Annotated in this window: 13 protein-coding genes; 6 read left to right on the forward strand and 7 right to left on the reverse strand. The window is 40.1% G+C overall.

The window, feature by feature from the left end:
* The first annotated feature begins 166 nt into the window (after positions 1-166).
* A complete protein-coding gene (gene secA2 / locus D1B33_RS03640; RefSeq protein ID WP_118874961.1) occupies positions 167-2,530 on the forward strand; it encodes an accessory Sec system translocase SecA2 in 2,364 nt (787 codons plus the stop codon).
* A complete protein-coding gene (locus D1B33_RS03645; RefSeq protein ID WP_118874962.1) occupies positions 2,530-3,429 on the forward strand; it encodes an accessory Sec system S-layer assembly protein in 900 nt (299 codons plus the stop codon). Before secA2 ends, D1B33_RS03645 begins: the two co-directional genes overlap by 1 nt.
* A gap of 607 nt (positions 3,430-4,036) precedes the next feature.
* Here the strand turns inward: D1B33_RS03645 and D1B33_RS03650 are convergent.
* Positions 4,037-5,167, reverse strand: coding sequence for a C40 family peptidase (locus D1B33_RS03650; RefSeq protein ID WP_118874963.1), 1,131 nt, complete (start codon positions 5,165-5,167; stop codon positions 4,037-4,039).
* A 235-nt stretch (positions 5,168-5,402) separates the two neighbouring features.
* Between D1B33_RS03650 and brnQ the strand changes: the two genes are divergently transcribed.
* Positions 5,403-6,707 (forward strand): branched-chain amino acid transport system II carrier protein, encoded by a 1,305-nt coding sequence (gene brnQ / locus D1B33_RS03655; protein ID WP_118874964.1) that lies wholly within the window; start codon positions 5,403-5,405, stop codon positions 6,705-6,707.
* A gap of 329 nt (positions 6,708-7,036) precedes the next feature.
* On the forward strand, positions 7,037-8,407 hold the full coding sequence (locus tag D1B33_RS03660; RefSeq protein WP_158582907.1) for a S41 family peptidase: 1,371 nt from the start codon (positions 7,037-7,039) through the stop codon (positions 8,405-8,407).
* Positions 8,408-8,458: 51 nt separating this feature from the next.
* On the opposite strand, the gene D1B33_RS03665 is transcribed toward D1B33_RS03660, so the two are convergent.
* The 3 genes from D1B33_RS03665 to D1B33_RS03675 form a co-directional block, all read right to left on the reverse strand.
* The gene (locus tag D1B33_RS03665) at positions 8,459-9,031 is read right to left on the reverse strand and encodes a TetR/AcrR family transcriptional regulator (protein ID WP_118874966.1); all 573 of its coding nucleotides are present in this window, start codon (positions 9,029-9,031) and stop codon (positions 8,459-8,461) included.
* A 552-nt stretch (positions 9,032-9,583) separates the two neighbouring features.
* Positions 9,584-10,651, reverse strand: a complete 1,068-nt coding sequence (locus D1B33_RS03670; protein ID WP_158582908.1) for a CAP and S-layer homology domain-containing protein — start codon at positions 10,649-10,651, stop codon at positions 9,584-9,586.
* A gap of 291 nt (positions 10,652-10,942) precedes the next feature.
* The gene (locus D1B33_RS03675) at positions 10,943-11,875 is read right to left on the reverse strand and encodes a C40 family peptidase (RefSeq protein WP_118874968.1); all 933 of its coding nucleotides are present in this window, start codon (positions 11,873-11,875) and stop codon (positions 10,943-10,945) included.
* 438 nt (positions 11,876-12,313) lie between these two features.
* On the opposite strand from D1B33_RS03675, the gene D1B33_RS03680 reads away from it, so the two are divergent.
* Entirely contained in the window at positions 12,314-14,236 is a 1,923-nt protein-coding gene (locus D1B33_RS03680; protein WP_118874969.1) for a stalk domain-containing protein, read from the forward strand.
* Between the two features lie 422 nt (positions 14,237-14,658).
* On the opposite strand, the gene D1B33_RS03685 is transcribed toward D1B33_RS03680, so the two are convergent.
* On the reverse strand, positions 14,659-17,187 hold the full coding sequence (locus tag D1B33_RS03685; RefSeq protein WP_233549372.1) for an S-layer homology domain-containing protein: 2,529 nt from the start codon (positions 17,185-17,187) through the stop codon (positions 14,659-14,661).
* A 301-nt stretch (positions 17,188-17,488) separates the two neighbouring features.
* Between D1B33_RS03685 and D1B33_RS03690 the strand changes: the two genes are divergently transcribed.
* Positions 17,489-17,977 (forward strand): hypothetical protein, encoded by a 489-nt coding sequence (locus tag D1B33_RS03690; protein WP_118874970.1) that lies wholly within the window; start codon positions 17,489-17,491, stop codon positions 17,975-17,977.
* Positions 17,978-18,079: 102 nt separating this feature from the next.
* Here D1B33_RS03690 and D1B33_RS03695 read toward each other — a convergent pair whose 3' ends face one another.
* Together D1B33_RS03695 and D1B33_RS03700 are read right to left on the reverse strand one after the other, a co-directional pair.
* Positions 18,080-21,547: a chitobiase/beta-hexosaminidase C-terminal domain-containing protein gene (locus D1B33_RS03695; protein WP_118874971.1), complete on the reverse strand. Its 3,468-nt coding sequence runs from the start codon at positions 21,545-21,547 to the stop codon at positions 18,080-18,082.
* A gap of 173 nt (positions 21,548-21,720) precedes the next feature.
* Positions 21,721-23,865 (reverse strand): choice-of-anchor I family protein, encoded by a 2,145-nt coding sequence (locus D1B33_RS03700; RefSeq protein ID WP_233549373.1) that lies wholly within the window; start codon positions 23,863-23,865, stop codon positions 21,721-21,723.
* Between the last annotated feature and the right edge of the window lie 23 nt (positions 23,866-23,888).

The following is a 23,888-nucleotide window of genomic DNA, read 5'->3' on the forward strand; positions in this document are numbered from 1 at the left end:
GGAGCTCTCTATTCTAATACCTGTTTTGATGAATATGGAAATAAATTTCCTTACCGGATTTTATTTCATTTAGTTTTCCTCGATGGCAAGTAGTCATACCTTGGAAAGTTTGGTAGAATAATTAAGTGTCTAGTACCTTTAGACGACTTCCAAAGGAGCGAAAATTATGTTGTCCATTTTTAATCGAAACAAAGAAAAAACAAGTTTTCGAGAATTAAAACGATATTATAAAATTGTCGACAAAATCAATCAACTTGAATCAACATACTCCTCAATGACAGATGATGAGTTAAGAAATATGACGTTCGAGTTTAAAGAAAGGTTACAGAATGGCGAAGAATTATCCAATATAGTGCCGGATGCCTTCGCAGTAGTGCGTGAAGCAGCCAAACGCGTACTCAACATGCGCCATTTTGATGTCCAGTTAATCGGTGGCCTCGTGCTGACCGAGGGGAATATTTCCGAAATGCCAACCGGTGAAGGGAAAACATTGGTGGCTTCCCTGCCCTCGTACGTCCGTGCACTGGAAGGAAAAGGCGTCCACGTAATTACCGTGAATGATTACTTGGCAAAGCGTGACTTTGAGTTAATCGGACAAATCCATCAGTTCCTTGGCTTAACTGTTGGCTTGAATGTGCCAATGATGGATCCAAACCAGAAAAAAGTTGCTTATAACGCCGACATTACGTATGGAGTAGGAACAGAATTTGGTTTCGATTATCTTCGCGATAATATGGCCAGTTCAATTGGAGACAAAGTTCAGCGCCCTTATCACTTTGCCATTATTGACGAAGTGGATTCGGTATTGATTGACGAAGCTAAAACACCGTTAATCATCGCAGGAAAAATGTCTTCCAACGAAGATTTCCACCATATCGCGGCAAGATTGGCAAAACGCTTCAAAAAAGATGAGGATTATGATTTTGATCCTGAAACAAAAGCAACTTCCTTAACTGAAAAAGGAATTGAGAAGGTAGAAGCGGCTTTTGGCATTGATAATTTATACGATTTGGAGCACCAAACATTATACCACTTTGTCATTCAAGCAGTGAGAGCACATGTGATGTTTGAGCGCGACGTAGATTACATAGTCAAAGACGATAAAATCGAATTAGTGGATATGTTCACGGGACGTATCTTGGAGGGCCGTTCACTGTCAGACGGCTTGCACCAAGCAATTGAGGCTAAAGAAGGCGTAACCATTACGGAAGAAAATAAAGCGCAGGCTCAAATTACGATTCAGAACTACTTCCGTATGTACCCGAAATTATCAGGTATGACTGGTACTGCCAAAACGCAAGAAAAAGAATTTCTTGATGTGTATGGAATGAGTGTTATTCAAATTCCAACAAACCGTCCGAAAATTCGAATCGACCAACAAGATTTAGTTTTCGAAACGAAAGAGCAAAAATACGATTATGTTGCAAAAGAAGCAAAGGCTCGGCATGAAAAAGGTCAACCAATCTTGATTGGTACCACTTCCATCCTGCAATCCGAGACAGTGGCAAGCTATTTGGATAAATATAAGTTATCCTACCAGCTGCTCAATGCAAAAACTGTTGAGCAAGAAGTGGAACTCATTTCTCAAGCCGGCCAAGAAGGACGAATTACGGTCGCAACCAACATGGCTGGGCGCGGAACCGATATTACGCTTGGCGAAGGTGTAGACGAATTGGGCGGTCTTTATGTGATCGGAACCGAAAAGCATGAAAGCCGGCGAGTGGACAACCAATTGCGCGGTCGATCCGGGCGTCAAGGCGACCCTGGGGAAAGCCGATTCATCCTCTCTCTTGAGGACGATATGTTCCGACGTTTTGCGGAGGAAGATGTAGAAAAATTCCAAAAGAAAAAGGTTACCGATGAGTCAGGGCTGATTCAAAACAAAGAAGTACTTGAATTGGTAGACCGTACGCAACGCATTGTAGAAGGCGCTCATTTCTCGATGCGCGAATACAACTTGAAATTGGATGACGTAATTAACGATCAACGCCGTGTTATCTATAACCTTCGCGATAGCGTGTTAAAACGCGAAGATTTAATTGGCCAATTAAAAACGATGCTAAATGAAACAGTTGACTTCGCCATCAGGGACAATGCACCGGAAGAGCTAAACCCTACAGAGTGGAATTTCGATGGAATGGAAAACACGGTAAATTCCCTATTCTTAACACCTGTTTCAATTGACCGAAATGAAGTGAAAGTAAAACGCATTTTGGAATCTGTCCAGCCTTCAGTGGATGAACTCATCGAAACAATTGAAGGTTTTGAACAAAACGAACAAGTCATGCAAATTGTGCCGCGCGTCATGTTATCTTATATTGACAGCATGTGGGTCCGCCATTTGGAGCAAATGACACACTTAAAAGAAGGAATTGGACTGCGCCAATACCAGCAGGAAGATCCAATGCGCATCTACCAAAGAGAAGGGCTTGAACTCTTCGGTAAAAACTATCAGGAGCTTCGCCGTTCCATCGTGAGAGAATTAGTCGGATTTATGAAATCGCTGCATAATACGGAGGAGGAAGCATAATGGGATTATTTTCATTTTTTAAAAAGACAGATAAAGTCGGTACAGATAGTGCCATCGATTCAAAGGAACTTGGACAAGAGTCTAATGCAAATGAAACAGAACTTGTTGAAACAAAGCTTTCTTTCCATCCTGACTGGGAAGTGCCGCAAGAACAAAAATATATTTTCAGCTTTTTAGCGAACGAACTATCACCATTAAAACCAAATCAGTTGTCCTTGGCGGCGATTAGTATTGAAGAAGATCCTCATTCAAAAGCGTGGAATGTAAAAGCGTTTGTGCGTTCTTCATTGAATCAAAGCATCCAGCTTGGGGAAATCGAATTATTGCTGTTGGATAAAGAAAACCGCCAATTGGCTTCCAAATCATTCAATTTTGCCGACCTTGGAACCATTCCGGCAAAAAGCGCGCGCCCTTGGGTATTTACGTTTGAAAAAAGCACAATCGCAGCGGATGAAGTACCGGAAGAAGGCTGGAAAATCGCGTTCAACCTCATTTCATTAAGAGGCCACCAACTTGAATTGGATGAAACATGGAAAAAGCAACTTCCTGAAGAACAGCAAGAAGTATTGAAGAATATTGTAAAGGATTTACCGAAGCTGGGTAAAAACGAAGTAAACTTTACAGGCTTGCAAGCAAAATTCCAGGAAGATGAAAGTTTGGTTACTTCCATCTTTATTCGAAATGGCAATACAAAAGCAATCAATATCGAACAACTTCCACTTGAAATTGTCGATGCCAACAACCAATTAGTAGCAAAAGGTTCATTTAGATTGAACCCGGTGCTAACGGTGCAACCGAACTCGACAAAACCTTGGACATTCATCTTCCCGAAAGACTTGATCCAAGAAGGCGACTTCGACCTATCCCGTTGGAGTGCTAGAGTGACGCAGAAAAATTAAAAAAGTGTAAGTGTCCTGCCTCGAGGTTTGAGGAATAGGCTTTTATACGGGGAAGTATTTTAGAAAGGGTGATCCTAATTTGGGGTCACCCTTCTTTGTGTGTTTTTTGGCAATGATGTGCCATTAACTAACATTACAAATTTTAAATGCTCCTTGATTTAGAACTTTATTTATTAAGGTTATATAGAAATGTTGTTAATTCCCTTTAACTTCAGAATTATATTAGAAGGGTAATTTAGAAGCGCTGTGTGTTCCCTTTGACACAGGAATTCAGCTAAAAAGGTTATATAGAAGCGCTATTAATGCCCCTTGACTACGAAATTATATTAGAAAGGTTACATAAAAGCGCTGTATATTCCCTTTACCATAGAAATTCGTTTACAAAGGTTATTTAGAAGTGCTATTAATGCCCTTGGACTACGGAATTTCATTAGAAAGGTAACATACAACCGCTGTATATACCCTTTGCCACGGCAATTTCTCTAAAAAGGCTACATAGAAACGCATATTTCCACAACGAAAAACGCAGAAATGTATTTTCGTTCCTGCGTTTTCTACCATTATTCAGCTGTAATATCCATCCTTCTACCAAAACTCCCCTTCTAAATCATGAAACTCCATTAAATCGTTTAAATGCCACAAATTTAGAAGACCAGTAATCAAAAGAAAGATTGGAAATTTGCACGCCGCTGTTTCCTGCGTGGATGAATTGTCCATCGCCCAGGTAAATGCCCATATGTGAAATGCCTTCTATATACGTATTTTTAAAGAACACCACATCTCCGGGAACCGGATTTTGGACCGCCGTTGTATCGTTCATAAAATAATCGAGGCTGCTTTTTCTGGAAACTTCCAATCCTGCGTTAGCAAAGACATATTTCACAAAACCGCTGCAATCAAATCCGGCAGGTGTATTGCCCCCGAAAACATAAGGTGTGCCCGTTAAAGAATCGGCAAGTTCCAGTACATTTGCGTAGAGCGCTTGTCCCGATCGTGCCGGGTTCGATGCAATTGCCTTTTCTTTTGCCAATTGTTCCAGGATTACTTGTTCCGAGTTTTTTAGTTTCGTTGGATTTAAAGGAGTGGAAAACTCCACTTCATCCACCGATTCTATTATTTTTATGTCTTGCCCAACAAAAATAAGATCGGAGGTTAAATTGTTTAAATTCTTTAATTGCGCTACGGTAAGACCATGTTTATTTGCGATATTGGTTAAAGAATCTCCTTTTGCTACTTTATATGTACTAGATGCGGATGTTGCATTTTTCCTAGCAACCGGCGACTGTTTAATAGAAGCATCGTCTATTCCTTCACTGAGTTTCAGAACTTGTCCTACATAAATCGCATTGCTTTTTAGGTTGTTCCATTTCTTCAGATTGGCAACCGTCACATTCGACGCTTTCGCAATTTTGGTTAACGTCTCGCCTTTCGCCACTTTATAAGAATTAGCTGGTTCCACCATTTTTGCGCTAGCGATGATTTGTTTTAATGGTTTTGCTTGACTAGTCGTTAGCTTCGTTTCTTGTACCGCCAGTTTTTGTCCAGTGTAAATCGTATCGCTTTTCAAACCATTCCAATCCCGGATTTGCTTTAATGTTAAATTATTTTCTCTGGCAACTTTGGCCAAGGTATCGCCTTTATTTACTGTATAAGTAGATGCCTCTGCAATGGGCGCTGCGAAAATCGATGTTGCGAGCACAGCTGTACTGAATAAAAGAAACCTATTTTTCTGCCGCATTCTCAAAATCCCCCTAACCTATTTATCTCTTACTTTTATGATAACTGTATTTAAGAGAATATTCTATTAAACTTTTCTTAGAAACTAGTATTTTTTCTATTAATTGGTCGCAAAAAATATCAATTATCTATTTTATTCGACAAAAGGGTATGCTATAATCAATCCTTGTGTGTGGCACTCATCACGACTAAATATTTAGAAATTTTATACTTTTCAATTAGAAAGGAAATTTTTTATGAAGTTTTTTAAAGAAAATCTTGCTGTAGGGTTTATGCTTTTTGCATTATTCCTTGGAGCAGGTAACATCATTTTCCCACCGGAATTAGGGCAGAACGCGGGAACTGAATTTATCCCGTCCATCATCGGGTTCCTAATTACAGGTGTCGGGTTGCCGTTATTGGGGATTATTGCTGTTGCGAAAAATGGCGGAGATTTGCAAATTGTAGCGAATCGAATTCATCCAATATTCAGTCTTATTTTCACATCTGTTGTCTATTTATCCATCGGGCCACTATTTGCCATTCCGAGAACAGGAGCTGTAACTTACGAAATTGGGATTGCTCCGTTTTTATCTGAATCGGCGCAAGGTAGCTGGGTTCCGTTATTTATAACGTCTGTTGTGTTCTTTGGCATTGTACTTTACCTATCTTTAAACCCAACTAAATTAGTTGATCGGATTGGAAAAATTTTAACACCTGCATTATTGATCGTTATTGCATTGCTTGCGTTAAAAGCATTCATCACACCAATGGGCGATTTTGGCGAGCCTCATGGCGTCTATGTTACAAACGCCTTTTCAGAAAGTTTCGTCCAAGGTTATTTAACAATGGACGTTTTGGCTTCGCTAGTATTCGGAATTCTCATCGTACAATCCTTACAAGCAAAAGGAATTACTGATCGTGCAAAACAAGTGAAAACGACAATCTTCGCCGGAGTTATTGCGGCACTTGGTTTAGCTTTTGTTTATATTTCACTTGAGTACATTGGTGCAACTAGTACAGATGCAATTGGCTATTTAGGCAATGGCGGCGCTATTATTGCAGCATCTGCACGTGTGCTCTACGGAGGTTTTGGGAATATCATCTTATCAGCCGTAATTATTTTAGCGTGTATTACGACGGCAGTTGGTTTGGTTTCGGCCAATGCCACGTTTTTCAAAAAGCAATTCCCGAACCTTTCTTATAAATTATTGGCTGTTATTTTTTCTTTATTTAGTTTGTTAATCTCAAACTTCGGATTATCTACATTAATCGCGATTACATTACCGGTATTAATGTTCATTTATCCAATTGCAATTGTTTTAATGTTCTTGGTATTATTCGACCAACTTTTCGACCGTGCACCAATCGTTTATAGCTTGGCGTTAATCGCAACAGCGCTTGTCAGCTTATACGATGGAATCAAAACGGCCGGATTTGAAATCGCTTGGTATGAGAACCTGGTAAGCATTTTACCATTATATGAACAAAGTCTTGGCTGGCTCCTACCGGCAATTGTCGGCATGGCAATCGGTTGGGTTATCCATTTGATGAGAAAATAAACTCTAAAACTCTTCCCGTATTCAGGGGAAGAGTTTTTTTAGCTCCATTCAGCAAATTTCCCTGCTTTCTTAAAAGTTTGAAGAAGATAAAAGATTTATCATTTTAGCATGCTTGAAACCACAGCTGAATGAAGCTAAAGCCTCCAGCGGAAGTCACAGATTTTTAAAGGCACTTTATCGAGCAGGCTGGATAAAATCTGGACATAAATACGCCAAGGCGAATTTGATTAATTATGACAATCTTTTCACTTAAATTTATCAAACTTCTACTAGTTTAATGGTTTGAAAGGTATATAATGGTTATATTAAAAAATAGAGGGGTTTTCCATATGAAAAAGACGCTGGCAATATTTTTAACGATGTTGCTGCTGCTCATCCTCCCCATTAATACCTATGCTTCGATTTTGGATGATGTCAAATCGATTGTCAGAAGCGAGTATGTAGGAGAGATTAAGGGCGATGTAAATAATGCCACCACAGTTGATCAAGTAATCGCGATGCTCGATCCTTATTCGGACTATTTCACAAAGGAAGAATATGAAGCTTTCATCCAATCTATTGAAAATGAATCGGTTGGTATTGGAATAATTATACAAAAGCATGAAAAAGGAATATTAATTGTAAACGTAATTGAAAATGGCAGTGCTGTGAAAACTGGCATTGAAGCTGGCGATATTATCACGAAAATCAACGGCCAATCGACGGTCACTATGAGTATGGAAGAAGCCCAGTCATTGATTATGGGTGAAGAAAATACCATTGTGGAATTAGAACTATTGAAAACAAACGGAAAAACCAAGAAGCAACAAATTCAACGCCGCTCGTTTTCATTGCCTATTGTGGATTCTAAACTTCTTTACGGGAATGTAGGCTATATTGCTGTTAGCACTTTTGCCGAAAATGCCGCTGACCAAGTGGCCGAAGCGTATAAAGGTCTCTTAAACCAAGGAGCCACTTCTTTTATTGTGGACCTTCAAAACAACGGCGGCGGCTATGTGTTAACTGCCGAAAAACTGATCGGCATGTTCCCTGGCGCTACATATGCCTACAAGGTGAAATTATCGACAAAATCAGGATTAGTGCGTGCTGTTCAACAGAGTGTTACATTCCCAACAAAAACGCGCTTATTAGTCAACGGTTTTAGTGCAAGTGCGTCCGAAATGACGGCTGCAGCACTGCTAGATCAACAATCAGCCATTCTTTATGGCGAGCCGACGTATGGCAAAGGAACGATGCAATCATTTTTTGAATTGAGCGATGGAAGTATCCTAAAGCTGACGACGGGGGAATTTTTCGGCCCTAAAGGAACAATTGTAAAAGAGGTTGGCGTCAATCCCAATATTGTTACAACATCAAATCCATTATATCAAGCCCATTATGACAGTTTAGTAGACAACTTGGGCACTCGTTATAAGGAATTAAAAACGCTGGAAAACGTCCCAACGACAAAAGTGTTCTCGGTCAACTTCAATAAAGCCATTCATGAAAAGGTGGATCCGGGGGCTGTCAAGTTAGTACAGCTTGGCGGCGGAAAAGTGGATATTACCTTAAAAGCTGTTGGCAAACAATTATTTGTAACCCCAACTGCCCCACTTGATAAAGGCGGCGAATACATCTTGATTATCGAACCAAAAATCAAAGATGCAAAAGGGAAAGCAATGAAAACCGGAAATCACCTAAAAATTACGGTTCAAAAGTAAAAAAGCCCAAGTCAATGAACAGACAAACGTTCATTGACTTGGGCTTTCTTTTTATACAAGAAAAGCAACCTTATTCGTTTGATTATAATAAATAGAAACCAATTGATCGACAAGCTCTTCCACCGTTTTGTGCTTAGCAAATAGCAGCGTCAAAGTGACACGCTCAATCGAGCCCACTAAACATTCTGCGATAATATGCGGGTCCAGGTGATCGCTTAATTGCTCTTGTTTACGTATGATTTGTTCAAGTATTTCAACAAGCTTTTCTTTTACCGTATGGGATTGTTCAGATTGATAAAGACCAATTTTCGTTAGTAAAGGATTTTCCTGAAAATATTCAAATATAGAATGAAGAACTTGTGGCATTTGACTATTATGTTGAATTGCGACATTTTCAATGTTCTGATACAAATTTGTTTGAAATTGCTCATTTAAATCCAAAAATAATGAGTCTTTGCTTTCAAAGTATAAATAAAAAGTCGGCTGCGTTACATTTGCAGCTTTGACGATATCGCTGATTTTGGTTTGATAATAGCCTTTTGTTGAAAATAATTCAATCGCTTTTTCTCGCAAAAGTTGTTTACTTCTTTCGCCATTCGAGTTCACTTTCCGTCCACGTGCCATATACCTATTTCCACCTTATCTATAAAATGCTAAATTCTTATAATATATTCCATCCATTAACAAAATTATATACTATTTTATCGAATAGATAAAGACTTTTGGCACATAAAAGTTTAAAAAACTAATCAATATTGCTTAAGACAAAATTCGACATTCTTATTGCCATTAGTTCAAAAATCCCATTATTCTTGATTTCACTATAGAATCTAGTTATTTTTAGCGAAATTTCCTCTTTTTCACCGATTTAGTTGAAAAACACATTACAAAATGTAATATATTACCATTTTAAGGTATAATAGAGTGCTCTTATTTTTTAATATGCACTTTATACTCAAATTAGGTAAAGTCACCGAGCAGTTCTACCATCAAATGCACATATCTTTCTAATGAAATGTATCTGACAAACACTTTGTTCTTCAAAGACTTTCATCGCTCATATGAACTGCTTTTAACAAGCTCTTTCAAAATGCTGTTCCAACTCCCAAGAGCTTTTACACAAAAAAAAAAGAAACCCGCCCATTAAAATAGGACGGATTTCGTTAGTAGCACTATTTACTTACTGGAGAATAGTTGAACCCAGTAGTATTCGCCATTGTCGCTCTTCATGCAAGCAATGCCGATATTCGTGTAGTTTTGGTTCATGATGTTCTTTTTGTGGGAAGGCGATTTTAGCCAAGCCTCCACTACCGTTTCAGGAGATTTATAATTTCTTGCGATGTTCTCGCCGATTGTTGTAAAGGAGTAATCGAATACCCCCGCCAAATCCCAGGCATTTCCATAGTTTGGTGAATAGTGCTCAAAATAGTGATGCTCGATCATGTCTGATGCTTTCACGACCGCTAACTGCGTTAATTGCTGATCAGTTTTCAATGCGGAAAGCCCTTGTTTTTTGCGTTCTGCATTCACCAATTCTATCGCTTTGTTCGTCCATTTCGGGAAGCCGTTAATGGTAGAAACATAATCCTTTTTTAAGTAATCATAAATAATTTTGTAAGATGCCAACTGATCTTTAAACTGCAATGTCCGATATAAAATAACCGCAATTTGTGCTCTTGTTACCCGATTATTCGGTTGAAAAATATTTTTTGCCGTTCCGTTTATAAGATTCGTATCTGCCATGGATTCAATATAATCTTTGGCCCAATGTTTGGAAGATACATCTCGGAACTTCGCGGCATTCTTTTGATCTACAACAATATTGAATGCGATAGAAATCATCTTGGATAATTCAGCGCGCGTAACATTTTTATCCGGGTAAAACTTGTTTGCCCGATCAATCACCCCAAGCTCCGTTAATGCAGATAATGCTTCTTGATAAGGTGCATTTTTAGGAACGTCCTCGAAGGAAAAATTCGACTGGCCGATTTTCCTTTGATTTAATGCAAGATAGATATGTGAAACCACTTCGGCTCTAGTAACGGACCGATTTGGAACAAACATCCCCTTGGAATCCTCGTCCATAATATTTTTTTCTTTCATTACTGAGATCGATGAATAGGCCCAATGATTCGGAGAAACATCTTCGTATAATTTTGTATTTGCACTCGCAATTGCTGGACCGTGGATGGCAATTAAAAAAATTAAACCCCAACATAACATTTTCAATAAATGACGCTTCATATCATTTCCCCTTATACTTTTGTTCCTTGGCAATTCCAAACTACCAAACATCCCCTCCATTAACATCAAAAGTAATAATTTATTTTAGCACAAAAAAAGTTTCATAGAGGTTTAATAGTTTAGAATTTGGGAATTCAATTAATAACAACTTTCGAAAATAGATTTTAAGTTTTTCGCATAATCAATTGGAGAATATCATAGATTACTATGTAAAGTATACCTGTTTACGAAAATTTTTACACAGAAAAAGAGAGGGATACGAAATCCCCCCCTTTGCTGATATTCTATGTATTATTGGTTGATGGCACGATGGATAAATGCATCCAATTGAGTTAACGTCACATAATCTTGTGCACCGAATTGTCCGTTGCCCATGCCAACTGTAATTTTGTTCGAAGCTAAAATACTTACATATTCATAAGCCCAGTTGCCTTTTTTCACATCAGTGAATGTCAATGGATTGCCTTGTAATTGCAAGTCGAATGAAAGAACTAAAACTTTTGCGATTTCTGCACGTGTAATTGGTGAGTTTGGATTAAACTTCCCGTTTTCATCACCTTCAAAAATGCCTAATTTATTAAGTGCGTTGACAGCACCCGCGTAATTGCTTGTTGATTTTACATCAGTGAATGTAGTTGCTGTGTCAGTTGTATCCAGGTTTAGTGCCTGTGCAAGTTGGTTAGCTACTTCTGCACGAGAAGCGATGACCGAGAAGTCGATTGCAGCCGATTTCACCTCTGCTTTTGCCTTGGCAACTGCCTTTACTTCATTATTAAATTCCGCAATTTGTCTTGCGCCGATATAACGATTTGCCCAATACGGCTCGTTAAGGCCAGAGACAGTTACACCTTTGCTGCTTGATGCATGGACAAAGTCGCCATTTCCTACATAAATCCCCACGTGAGATACACCGCTACCGAAAGTGTTAAAGAACACTAAGTCGCCAGTTTCTAAATTACTTTTCGAAACAGCAGAACCTTCCTTGTATTGTGTTTTCGTAGTACGACTTAAGTTGATTCCAAGATCTTTGTACACTCTTTGCACAAAACCTGAGCAATCAAAACCGTTTGTTGTCGTACCTCCCCATGAATATGGAACCCCGATATATTGATAAGCAGTGCTTGTTAATTCTTTATTTGTAGCCGCTTCGGCTTGATCTGTATTATAGAAACCTGTAAATAACATAAATGATGCGAATACAGGCAATAACCATTTCTTCTTCATATAGTTAAATACTCCCTTCGGAAACAACACTTTCCTGATTTGTCTACTTGTTAAGATTAACATAAAAAATAGAATAGTAATTTTTCAATTGTGTAACGATTTATTGCAAATAAACTCGACGAAAAATAGAGGAAAATAGGCTATAAATCAGTGTTCGTGAGGATTGAATTACCTTTTTGTAATACTTCTGTAATATAACTGTCGCATTCTACGTAATATTTCGACGTTCACCTTACGAATCAGCACACATTATCGTGTTTACTTTTTCGAGTTGGCGGGAAAAGTAAAGAGTTGTCATTTTTCGCTAGAATTTTATAAACATCGACGAAATATCATCATTTTAGAGGAAAATATTTCTTTTTCTGTAGATAAGTTGCGAATCTTGGCTGGGTGTATGGTATGATGGTGCCATACTATTAATATAAGGAGAAAGTGGAAATGTATAGATTTTTATCGCTAAGTTGTGCCTTCTTTGTCGCTTGTTTTCTTACCTTTCATTCAGATGCTTCTGCTGCGACGAAAGTGGGAAAGAATTTGTATGTAAAAAATGATGTCGAAATCATTATTAATGGAGAAACCATTAAATTTAACGACCCGATCCTCAATCAATCCGGTTCAACTCTTTTGCCGATGAGGGATTTCTATGAAGCAATTGGAGCTACAGTAACGTGGAGCAAACAATCGCAAACAGCAACGAGTTATAAAAATGGGCGCTCTGTTGCATTAACGATTGATTCGAAAAGAGCACTAGTCGATGGAACTTCGGTAACCATGAATGTCGCGCCAATCATGTATAAATACCGCACTTACGTTCCATTGCGTTTTGTGAGTGAAAATCTGGATGGACAAGTTATCTGGAACCAAGCCGCGCAAAGCGTAACAATCAACCTAACGGACTCGGATGATGGTACTGGTTCAGAAACACCACCGGTAACCGAGACACCCAAAGTCGATTATATCTTACATATGAATAGTACAAAGCTAATCATGGACAAGCCATTCATCAATCGAAATGGGCGCTTATACATTCCTGCAAAGTATTTCGAGAATTATCTAGAAAACGCCTATTCATTATGGCTTTCAGAAGATGTGATGGAATTGCAGGTAGCTAGTACTAATTTTATGTTTACGAACGGAAGCAACGAGATTTATGTTGACGGCATCCCGTTGACTGTGAGCGAAAAGCCTTTCATTCAGTCAGGCGAAATGTATGTTCCAGTCAATCTAATTGTCAATAGCTTGGAAAATGGCGGCAGCGTTCGCTATTATCGAGACAACAACGAATTATATGTCTATATCAATGATTACCTATTTAGCAGTCAAATTCTAGGTAAGCAGTACGGAAGTTTGATGGTTCCTCAATTTGTGCCATCCGCCAGTTATGAAGGAGAGCGCACATTGATCGTGAGCGATAATCCCGAAAACTTGACGCCATCTCTTGTTCCGACAGATACGGCTACATTGAGTGAATATAAAGTAGACACAAATAATGCTTTAAAAGAATACCGCATTTTTGGTTGGCATGTAAATAACCTGGAAAATGCCGCAACAATTGGAATTACAGTTCAAAATACATCTGAAAACGCAACTTTAAGAATCGTTAACTCTGAAGGCGTTTCAAAAGTCAATCGACAAACGGCAATCAAATATGATATTGGTGTACCGATTGCGGATGTGGTTCTTAATGACAACTTCAAAGCATCTGACAGCAAAGGCATCACTATTGCTCCAGGCGAAACAAAAGTCATTGAAGCTTACCAACTCGCACAAGGAAATATTGTCGGTTTCCTGCATGATTTGGATATTCAAGCGTCAAACAGCGAAAAAGCGCAATACACAATTCGCACAGTGATTAATAAAGTCGATGATCAGTTAACGGCGATTCATTCGGATCCTGTTCCAATTGATCCATACAACGCACATCCTAGAGGAGTTTGGCCTGGCTCAACCATTAAGGCAGAGTTGCCGACTTACACGATGGATACACCAATGGTCGGATACAATATCTCAAATGGCAAAACAGATCACCTTCAAACAGCCGAAAATTCTCTATCAACAGTGAATGGAGCAGTGGGAAATCCAGGCCACTTCGGGGTAACCTATAAAGTGGACATTCCGATTGCCAACCCATCCGGCTCTTTCAAAACGGTGAAGCTGAAAATTGCAGGCCGTGGCGGCTCGTATAGCGGCGTCGTGAAAATGAATGACAAGGTCTTCATCGTTCCAACCATCAAAGTAGGTACGGAATACGTCGAACTTCCGGAATACTTGGTGACTGGCGCAACCGATACCATTCACCTGGAATTCATGCATGCAGGCGGAAGCAATCTCCCTGTTGCAGTTTATATCGAAACGAAATAAATAGCTTTTGTAAAGCACAACTCTGGCCTTTTGCCTGGGTTGTGTTTTTTTGATTTGGATGGGGGGGCTTTTTCAGGGACTCATTATCGGTGTTTTGCCTGTTCTCAGTCCGTGAGCACCTCTCTCGAAGACTCGCTGCCACTTATTTGCCTGGCTTCAGTCCACGAGCACCTCTCTCGGGAACTCTCTATCGCTGTTTTGAACTGGTTCAGTCCATGAGTGCCTCTCTCAAAGACTCGCTGTCGCTTATTTGCCTGGCTTCAGTCCATGAACACCTATCTCATGGACTCAATCCCGTTGTTCTAGCGGTTCTCAGTCCACGAGTCAAATTACAGAAAAATGGCTTATTCAAAATTGCTCCATTCTTCTAAAAACAAAAAAGCCTATCTTGAAAGTCAATTTCAAGATAAGCTCCTTTAAAACTATCGATTCAAAATACGATACATAAATGTTGCAAACTGGGCACGGTTAATATTGTCGTTTGGTCTGTACGTATTGTCGGCAAAGCCGCCAGCCAAGTCATTGGCATATAACGTTTGAATGTAAGGGTATGCCCAATGATTCGGTTTCACATCGGTGAATGGAATTTTGCCCGTACCCGTCAGATTGTAAGCTCTTGTTAAAATCGCCGCCATTTCCGCGCGAGTCAATTTGCCATTCGGGTCAAATTTCCCTGGTGATCGTCCGTTAATAATGCCCTTCTCTTCTACCGCTGCAATTGCTGCATATGCGTAATGGTTTTTGCTCACATCCGTGAAACTTGACGATTTTGTCGAACTTAAATCCAATTCTCTCGCAATAATCGTCGCTGCTTCCGCACGCGTAATATTATTGCTTGGCTTAAATGTGCCGTCTGTATATCCTTTGATTAAATCTTCTTGATTCAAGTAATTAATCGCGGTATAAGCCCAATGACTTTTACTTACATCTGAAAAAGATGGTTCTGGATTAGATGGTTGTTCCGGTTTAGATGGTTGTCCAGCATAATCGTCCACATAAACCGCTTGCAGTCCATCAAAGTAAAGAACGCCTTTATTTTGGTTGGATGCTGTTGGCTCTGTTACATAAATGCGGTCAAATTTAATTGGCAATTCTACCGTTGATGGTACTTCCGCAGCGACATACTTCCAGCCACTCCAATTCAATCCGCCTTGTTCCGTGAAATCAATGGCATGCTTTGTACCAGCTCCGTCCACTATCATGCCTCGGAGCCAATGATTTGCGGCATCGCCATATACCCATAAACCGATTGTTTTCGGTTTTCCTGTGATGGCAATTGGCGTTTTGGCCACAGCATACGCTGCTTTTGTGCCGGTTTCAGAAGTAGAAAAGTCATAGTTCAATTTCAAACTCGCCTTTCCTTCTTTTACAGGCTCCGACGCCGAACTAATGGAGGCTGTCGCTTTAGCAGCTGTTGAAGACCAGTTTGCTGCATTGTCAAAGTTATCTAATACGATTGTATCTTCTACATTGATTACTTTAATAGACTTGGAAACTTTTAAGCCTTCATACTCGGCGATAATCTTTCCTTGCCCACTTGCAGTCGCTGTGAACGTTGATCCATTCACTGTTCCAATGTTTCCTTCGACTGACCATTTTACTTTAGAAGAATCGATTTCTACTGGATTCAAGTATTGGTCGTAGGCACTTTTAACTGACAAGGAGATAGTGGAACCCTTCACAACCTCGCTTGGAATATTGCCTAGTGTCATCGATTTTAATGTTCCTTGTGGCGCAGTGTTTACCGCCTGAAGAATAGCTGAAACTCTTCTTTCACTGCCATCGGAAGGCCGGTTCACTAGTGTTGGGTAATATCCGCCTGGCTCTCTAACAACCATTGTTGTGGAACCGCCGCCATCCAAGTTAATGGCATTGTTTGCTCCCATCGAAATTAAGTATGATGCAAGATCCGGCAACGTTGCTCCATTACTGTACCCGTCCTGTCTGCCATCCACTGTTACCAAAAATACTCGCTTGCCAGTAGAATCCACCGCCACGGCTGTACGAGGCGAACGTGATGATGCAAACAATGAAGAATTCGACATTGAAATATTGGTTCTGCCATCTTTAACTAGCAATGGTCCTGCTGCGATAATATATTCGGCATCCATCCATTTTGGATCGATTGAAAGCTCAACTTCCACCGTTGCTCCTGTCGAAACGGAAGCAGCTAATTCATCTGCGAGTTTTTTATTTTGAACGGAGATGACAAAACCATCAGTTGGTATCGTAGAATTCCCAGGTGTGTTAAATGCTGTTACTTTTGACACAACACCGGAAAATTGATCGCCAAAATGCAAATCTTCCGTATTTTGAGTTGCGGAAGAAACGACGATTTCTGTACCCCATTGGTTGGTTTTCGTCGTTTTTTGATCTGGGGTATATAACACGGTTTTATTTGCTGAACGTTCATTATTAATTAAATCAATATTATATTCCTTTCCATTAACGGTAAAGTTCAAATCTGTGATATAGCTATCAATGATTGCATTTCCTGTTTTGGAAATACCGAAAGCAATTGGATTTTGAGTCGGACTTTCTGTTCCTTCTCCCAAAATACCATAATTGATAATCTCGTTATTCTGCGCCAATAGATTTGCTGGCACGCCATTCCCTAAAAAGTAGGAAGCGTTGACCGCGCCAACAACGCGATGTCCAAGAGTGCTATAGGATTTTGCCAAACTAGATGTTGTTCTTAAGGAGTTCATGGGATTTGGAAGTCCAAGCTCCAGCTCTGTATATGTATTTGATAGATTCACATCAAGTACATTCACCACTTGCTTGGTCGTGCTGGATTGGTATTTGCGTTCGAGATGGGTAACACCAGGGGAAACTTCGAGTTTCTCTTCGGCTACCTTATTATTAAAATCCGAGGCTGAGGCGGTCGAGAAATGAAACGAAAATTGCAAGAGAATGAAAGATGCTACGATCATTCCTAATTTTTTTGCCAAATGTATTCACTCCAATGTGTAGAAAAATGTAATAATAACTAGAATGTTATCATATTTTTCTCCAATTTTGGCAGATTAGTAGAAAGATAGGAGTGATTTACTAGAAAGAATAGAGTAACTTTTTCCTGTTGTCTTAAATTAACAAATGGTTAATACACTTTGACACATGTATTGCTTATAATGAAAGGGAGAAACTTACTTACATTTTAAAACCATCTTATTTATTGCGCAGGACAGAATTGGCTTAAACGCTAACGTCCTTACATATAATAAGATGATTTTCAACAAAGGAGGGTTGTAGATGAATAGTTATGGTTACACGCCAAGCGATTATGATGTGCTTTTTGGCGGACTGTTCGTGACGATAATCATTGCAACAATCATTTTCGCAATAGCAGGCTATATTATTACCGCTCTTATCTATTATTACAGTGCCAAAACAAATGGATTAGGTGAAATCGCCTTTTGGTCCTGGATTCCAGTATTGAACATCTATGTCTTATTTGCACTGGGTTCCACAAAAACTTCCCTGGATGAAATCAAAAAAGAAGCACTCATGTTCTTGCTGATTTATATTGGGCTAGGCATTTTATCAATTGTACCATTTATCGGCGTTCTAGCTTCAATCGCACTCATCGTTATTGCCGTTTACTTTATTTACAGATTGTTCTTCCGTTGGACGGGAGATTCGGGCACATCCATTCTTTTTGTGGTTCTGATGTTTATCACAGGCAGTATCTTCTATTATATTTATGGATTAATAAAAATGAAAAAGCCGTTCGTCGCATAAGTTCTTATTAAAAAGAGGGAGATCCAGTTTTGGGTCTCCCTCTTTGTGTCGTTTTTAGGAATAGTTTCTTTCATGCAGACAATGTAGAACTTTAGATAGAGCTTAATTAAATTCAATAGCACTTTCTGCAGCGCCATTCACAAATTCAAAAATTTGTCCTTCTGCAGCGCCGCGGATTTCACTTACGTTCTTGCCATCAATGATAATTTTCTTTGATACCTTGTCATTCAATTCAAGGACAGCTCCTAGTTTTTTTGGTTCAAAGATGACCGTTGAGTGTTGCAGCCCTTCTCCTTGAAGTTCTACGTATTCGCCTTTAAGTACAATTTCATCGACTTTCGACTCTTCATCCAATTGCAGCCATACGTTTTTTTGAGGAATCATCAATTTTTTTTTATTCAAATTTTGATAATCATAGACTTTATCAAAAGTTTCAGGTTTCACTGGTTCTGTTGGTTCTGGCTGTTCTTTTTTTAAGTCAATTTGAACCATTACTGGATCATGGTCACTTGCACGGCCGTGTTCTTCCATGAAACCTGAATTGATATGAAGAATATCCACAACTGTATTGTCCACTAAATTATTCGTTACCAAAATATGATCCAGAACCTGAGCATTTCCTTGGTAAGAATATGTGTAGCGCTCCTCAGCAGGAACCAAATCTATCATGTTTGTAAGCTCTTGACCTTTTAATTCCTCAATTGGATTCGAGAATTCGAAATCATTGAAGTCCCCTACCAATACGACATTGGCATTCGGGTCTTCCGCCAATACATCTTTGACAAATCCGTTTACAATCGAAGCAATTTCCATGCGTTGCTCTTCACTGCCTAACACTGGCGGTTGGTTTTTACCATATAACGGTTGGTCCCCGCCTTTTGAGTTGAAGTGGTTTGCGACCACAATCACTTTTTCGCCTTTAAAATCAAATTGCGCAGCTAAAGGTTTGCGGCTGCTTTCAAATGCAGGATTTGTTGGATCAATGCGGCCAGGATTCAACGTTAAGTTGCCATCCACTACATCAACCGCCTCTGTTGCAGTTCCTTTCTCTCCTTCAGTCAAGCTGACTCTTTCCGGATTGTAAAGGAAACCAACACGGATATTTCCGCCAGGTGCCCCACCATCTTGTTTATCTTCTGGCGCGATATCCGTATAGACATACTTTGGTCCGCCTAAAGCGATAATTTTATCGATTAATAGTTGTGCACTTTCACTCGCGTCAACAGTGCCGCTATCCGTACCGCCATCGTTATCTTGCACTTCCGTCAAACCGATAATGTCAGGATTTTTCATGTTCGACACAATCGCTTCTGCAATTTTCGTTACTTTATCTTCCGGTGTTTTCGTTGAGAAGTTTTCGACATTATAGGCAGCAACCGTTAATTTATCTTCTGCTGGAGTAATTGACGTTGCTTCACGCTCATTCGGACCCTCAATTAGTTCCGGTAAATCCTCTTTATCTGTTAACACTTGATAATAGCTATATCCATAGCTTACGACCCCTGAAATCAAACCTTCAAAACGGTCGCCCATTTTTGCGACATAGTTATCATCGCCAATATCAAGCGTAATTCGTTCCGGGTTATAATCGTGTTCGCTAATGCGCAACCCGCCGGCAGTCGTATTCGTCTCCATGTTGCCAGGAATGACCGTCAACTCACCGTATTTTTGCAGTGCGACAACTTTGGGGTTATTTACTCCAACCAGCATTCCTTCCAAGCTTTCAAATAAATCAATGCCGTCTTCTTCCGGATCAAATACGGAAAGTCCATCATTATCTATGATTTCTGTTGGCAATTGCACGTCTTCCCCAATTATGATTGGGTCTGGAAGCTCTCCCGTACCCGTAATATCAATTGTTGTTGCGGCAATTTCCGTTACAGGCAGGTCTGTTTCATATCGTTCGCTGTATCCAGGCATGACATGTTCTTTTACCGTACCATCGACCGAAATCACGTCACCCACCTGAACACCGTGGGACTTTTTATAAACCAGAATCCCTTCAGATGTATTAGCATTATCATCCGGCTGCAAATCTTGAATATAAACATCATTTCCATCTATATAGGTCACTATTCCCTCAACATCCGTTACATTAAGGCCGTCATATTTGGAGTAATGTCCTTCGCCTTGAATATCATGAATGTGAATATCTTCAAGCTGAATCATATAATCAAATTCCGCTACATCACTATTTGTCAGTCCATCTTTCACCGCGATGGCTTTAATCGTTGTATCTTCAGTAATGGTAATTGGTTCATTATAAACAGGACTATCCGTGGTTGGTTGGCTGCCGTCCGTTGTGTAATGAATCGTTGAGCCTTCAGTTTTAGTCGTTAAAGTAACTTCCGTACCTTCTTCTACCAACCCTTCACCAGGTGTTGCAGTGACTGGTCGTACGATTGATGAATCTTCTACAATATCATCCACACTGCGAGGAATTAATTGATATACGTCATTATATGAGCCGAGAACACCAGTAATTGATTCATAAGTGGTGCCGACAGCCAGAAGCGATGCATCGGAAGGTCTTAATTCAAACTGGTTCCCTTCCCCATCAACAGCCTTATAATTGCCGCCAACATAAGATTCAATCTTTACATTGTTTACAGTCAGAAGCTTCCCTTCCAACTCTTCTTGCAGTTGAGCAGCCGTCACGACTTCCGGCTCTGGAACAGTACCTTCTTCCAAGACTTGAACATTGTCAGGTGTGACATTAATTTGCAATAGGGAGCGGAATTCCGCCAAGTCACCCGTTGCCTGGATTTTGTCGCCTGGTTTCACATTTAAATCAAAACCGTAAAGTACAAGCCCAGCATTTTCATCTTGTATATAAGTAGTACCGCCAAGAACAGCTGTTACCGTTCCTGTTGTTGTCACTTGACTGCCAATCGGAAGAGCTCGAATATCACTAATAGACCCTTCAGTTGGAGCAACCGGTTCTTCCTCACCCGGCACGGTTTGGTGCCCATGGCTGCCTAGATAATCAAACGTATCTTTATCATAGCCAATCCATTCGGTACCTGGATCAAAAGCATCATCTGGATTCGTATCGCCTGAAACAATTGAGCTGTCCCTAACAAGTGTCATATCGGCTGTTTTCACATCTGTGCCCCAAGATGTTCCTGGGTCTACCCCAACTTGTCCAATCGAATCAATGATTGTCCCGTTATTTTTTAGAACAATAGCATCGTCACCGTTAAAGTTGATAAGGGATGTATTTTCTAGGTTTCCTTTTGCTTTTATCTGTTCCGATGCATCCCCATGATAGAGTACAAAAGTTGCCCCAGGTTCCAGTGTTCCGGAAAGTGCCACGGATTGGCCGGCTACCGTTTTGCCATTGAAGTAAACTTCAACCGTATATTTACTCAGATCAACGGCTGAACCCGTCCCGTTAAATAGTTCAAGCGCTTTGTTAAAACTGCTTCCTTCAATATATTCGGAAATGATTAAGTCCGTTGCGGCCGTTTCCGCTGAAACAGATGTTGGAATCATGGGCACTGCTACACCGGCTACTAAAGTAGTTGCGACAAATGCATTAAATGGCTTTTTCCACTTCTTATTTTTCACTTTGTTAGACACCTCAATTATTTTTTATATGCGAGATTTTATCCAAATAAAAGACTTACCGCTAATATATTCCTTTTAAGGATACACCTTCCCTATAAATTGAGGTTTACATTACTGTAAATGTTTTGTAAAAAGCCCTGCTATTACTAAACAATAGCAGGGCGAAAGCTCATTTATTTAATTAATTGCGCAAGAACGGTTGCAGCTTCTGCACGAGATAAGGCTTTTTGTGGATTGAATTTGTCATTGCTTCCCACCATTAGACCTTCTGCCTGCAATGCATAGATGGCTTGTTTTGCTTGTTTGCTAATTTTGGCGTCATCTTTGTAAGTTGCTGTTCCTTTTTCAAACGTTTCACCTGTTTGAAGCAGATAGTTGTAGATCGCCACTGCAAAATCTTCACGCGTAATCGATTTATTTGGCGCGAATGTTGAGGCATTGTTTGCTGTCATGATCCCTTTTTCTGTAGCCCAAGAAATGGCATTGGCATAATAAGCATTCTTTTTGACGTCCTTAAAGGCTGCTAATTTCGACGCTTCTGCACCACCCATCATACGGTTTAGTACGACTGCAGCTTGCGCGCGCGTAAAACTCTTGTTTGGTGCGAAAGTTGTATCTGTTACACCATTAAACAATTCCGCTGCCGTCACTTGCATGATGGCATCTTTTGCCCAATGTTTTTGGATATCTTTAAATTGAGTTGAAGTTGGTTTTCCTTCAGGCTTTTCTTCTACCGGTTGATCTTTCGCAAGAAGATTTAATACGGAAACCGTGCCGCTCACTTCATGCCCGACAATCAACTGCGGATTGTCGCCCGTTACGAAAGAGAGTCCCTCCGGTGAAACATCGCCAGCGATATCTTCACTGAAATCACGCATGTTCAAATAATCCACGAACTTGGCTTTTGTTGGGTTCGTAATGTTGTACATCATCACGCCGCCAATGCGTTCCAATCCAATAAAAGCAAATACCTCATCCCCGATTTTACCGATTTTAACGTCTTCTGGCTCTGGTCCTTTTTTGCCGCTTCGGTTATCCAACTTTACTTTGTCATTGCTGGAATTGAAAGTTTCAGGGTAAAGCTCAGCCGTGATGCGTTCAAAGTCACTTCCGCTATCAAAGACAATTTCCATCGTATCCGCGTCAATAATGGAGAATGAACGACCGCCAAAAATGTAGTCCTTGCCTTCCTGGAAGCCGTCATAGTCCGTTGTATCGTAGAAGACAATTTCATTTCCATCGATTTCTTTTTCCGCTTCATTTAAATGGAAGTTTTCTGTGTCCTCTTCGCCCCACTCGCGGCCGTCCCCTTCATTGGCTGTCACAATATAGTTTTTGCCGTTGACACTGTAAGTAGCGATCCCATCCGGCATGTAGATACCAAAGACATCTTCATTTTGGAGCTTCGCTTGATCATCTTTCCGTAAATCAATTTCGTTGCCTTTTACACTGTGGTCTTTAAAGCCTAGACCTTTAATTGATACTACTTCATTGGAAGTCAGGTCGATTTTAGCAATGGCATTGTTTTCTTGCATCGCAACATAAGCGAATTTGCTATCTTCGCTAACCACTGTATATTCCGGTTCAAGATCTACGGATGGCTTTGTATCTTTCTTTAAGATCACTCCATCCGCTACAAGTTGCGCTCGTTTTTCCGCGCTATCGAATGCTTCGAAGTTGATAGTTTCCGCTTGCAGATTTTCAAAACTTTTTTGAAGTGCAATCACTGAAATGGAACCTTGAGGGTCAACGATATTCGCTCCATACCCTTCGCGTGGCTCCCCTTCATTCGACGTTAACGCTTTTGTTCCATCAGGAGAAAACGCAATATTATCCGGTTGCGCTTCAACTTTTACAGCGCTTAATAACTTGCCCTCACCTGTTAAAAAGACTGCGTATCCATAGTCGTTGTATCCTTCCGCTTGTACCGAAGCGGCAATGACATTTTGTGTAGGATGAACTGCAATACTCGTTAAATCCCCGTATTGGAAGTTCGCATCAACCGTTTTCAGTAGATCTGCAATATCAATAGAAAGAAACGGCTTTAAGGAAAGCGCATTTTCAGCATTATAATTTAACGAAACAGCCTCTACCTTTTTAGTCTCACCATTTACGACATATGTAGAATGATTATGCTTGTTGTAAGCAACGATTTCCGTTGTACCACCATCCGCATTTTGCACCCCGGAATCGTAACGTGCATCGAGCGAAAGCTTGTACTCATTTCCTGCCGCATCTGCTGAAATTGAAGGGGCAACCGTCACCGCACCCGCCATTGTTAATGCAAAAAGTGTTTTTGAAGTAAGATATTTTGACATGATATATGTACCATCCTTATATG

The sequence above is a fragment of the Ureibacillus yapensis genome, assembly GCF_003515775.1.
GTDB lineage: Bacteria > Bacillota > Bacilli > Bacillales_A > Planococcaceae > Ureibacillus > Ureibacillus yapensis.

Excerpts from the sequence above, each read along its gene's own strand:
- D1B33_RS03670 (WP_158582908.1), bottom strand. The coding sequence starts at position 10,651 with ATGAAGCGTCATTTATTGAAAATGTTATGTTGGGGTTTAATTTTTTTA.
- secA2 (WP_118874961.1), top strand. The coding sequence starts at position 167 with ATGTTGTCCATTTTTAATCGAAACAAAGAAAAAACAAGTTTTCGAGAA.
- brnQ (WP_118874964.1), top strand. The coding sequence starts at position 5,403 with ATGAAGTTTTTTAAAGAAAATCTTGCTGTAGGGTTTATGCTTTTTGCA.
- D1B33_RS03650 (WP_118874963.1), bottom strand. The coding sequence starts at position 5,167 with ATGCGGCAGAAAAATAGGTTTCTTTTATTCAGTACAGCTGTGCTCGCA.
- D1B33_RS03645 (WP_118874962.1), top strand. The coding sequence starts at position 2,530 with ATGGGATTATTTTCATTTTTTAAAAAGACAGATAAAGTCGGTACAGAT.
- D1B33_RS03690 (WP_118874970.1), top strand. The coding sequence starts at position 17,489 with ATGAATAGTTATGGTTACACGCCAAGCGATTATGATGTGCTTTTTGGC.
- D1B33_RS03660 (WP_158582907.1), top strand. The coding sequence starts at position 7,037 with ATGAAAAAGACGCTGGCAATATTTTTAACGATGTTGCTGCTGCTCATC.
- D1B33_RS03675 (WP_118874968.1), bottom strand. The coding sequence starts at position 11,875 with ATGAAGAAGAAATGGTTATTGCCTGTATTCGCATCATTTATGTTATTT.
- D1B33_RS03680 (WP_118874969.1), top strand. The coding sequence starts at position 12,314 with ATGTATAGATTTTTATCGCTAAGTTGTGCCTTCTTTGTCGCTTGTTTT.
- D1B33_RS03700 (WP_233549373.1), bottom strand. The coding sequence starts at position 23,865 with ATGTCAAAATATCTTACTTCAAAAACACTTTTTGCATTAACAATGGCG.
- D1B33_RS03665 (WP_118874966.1), bottom strand. The coding sequence starts at position 9,031 with ATGGCACGTGGACGGAAAGTGAACTCGAATGGCGAAAGAAGTAAACAA.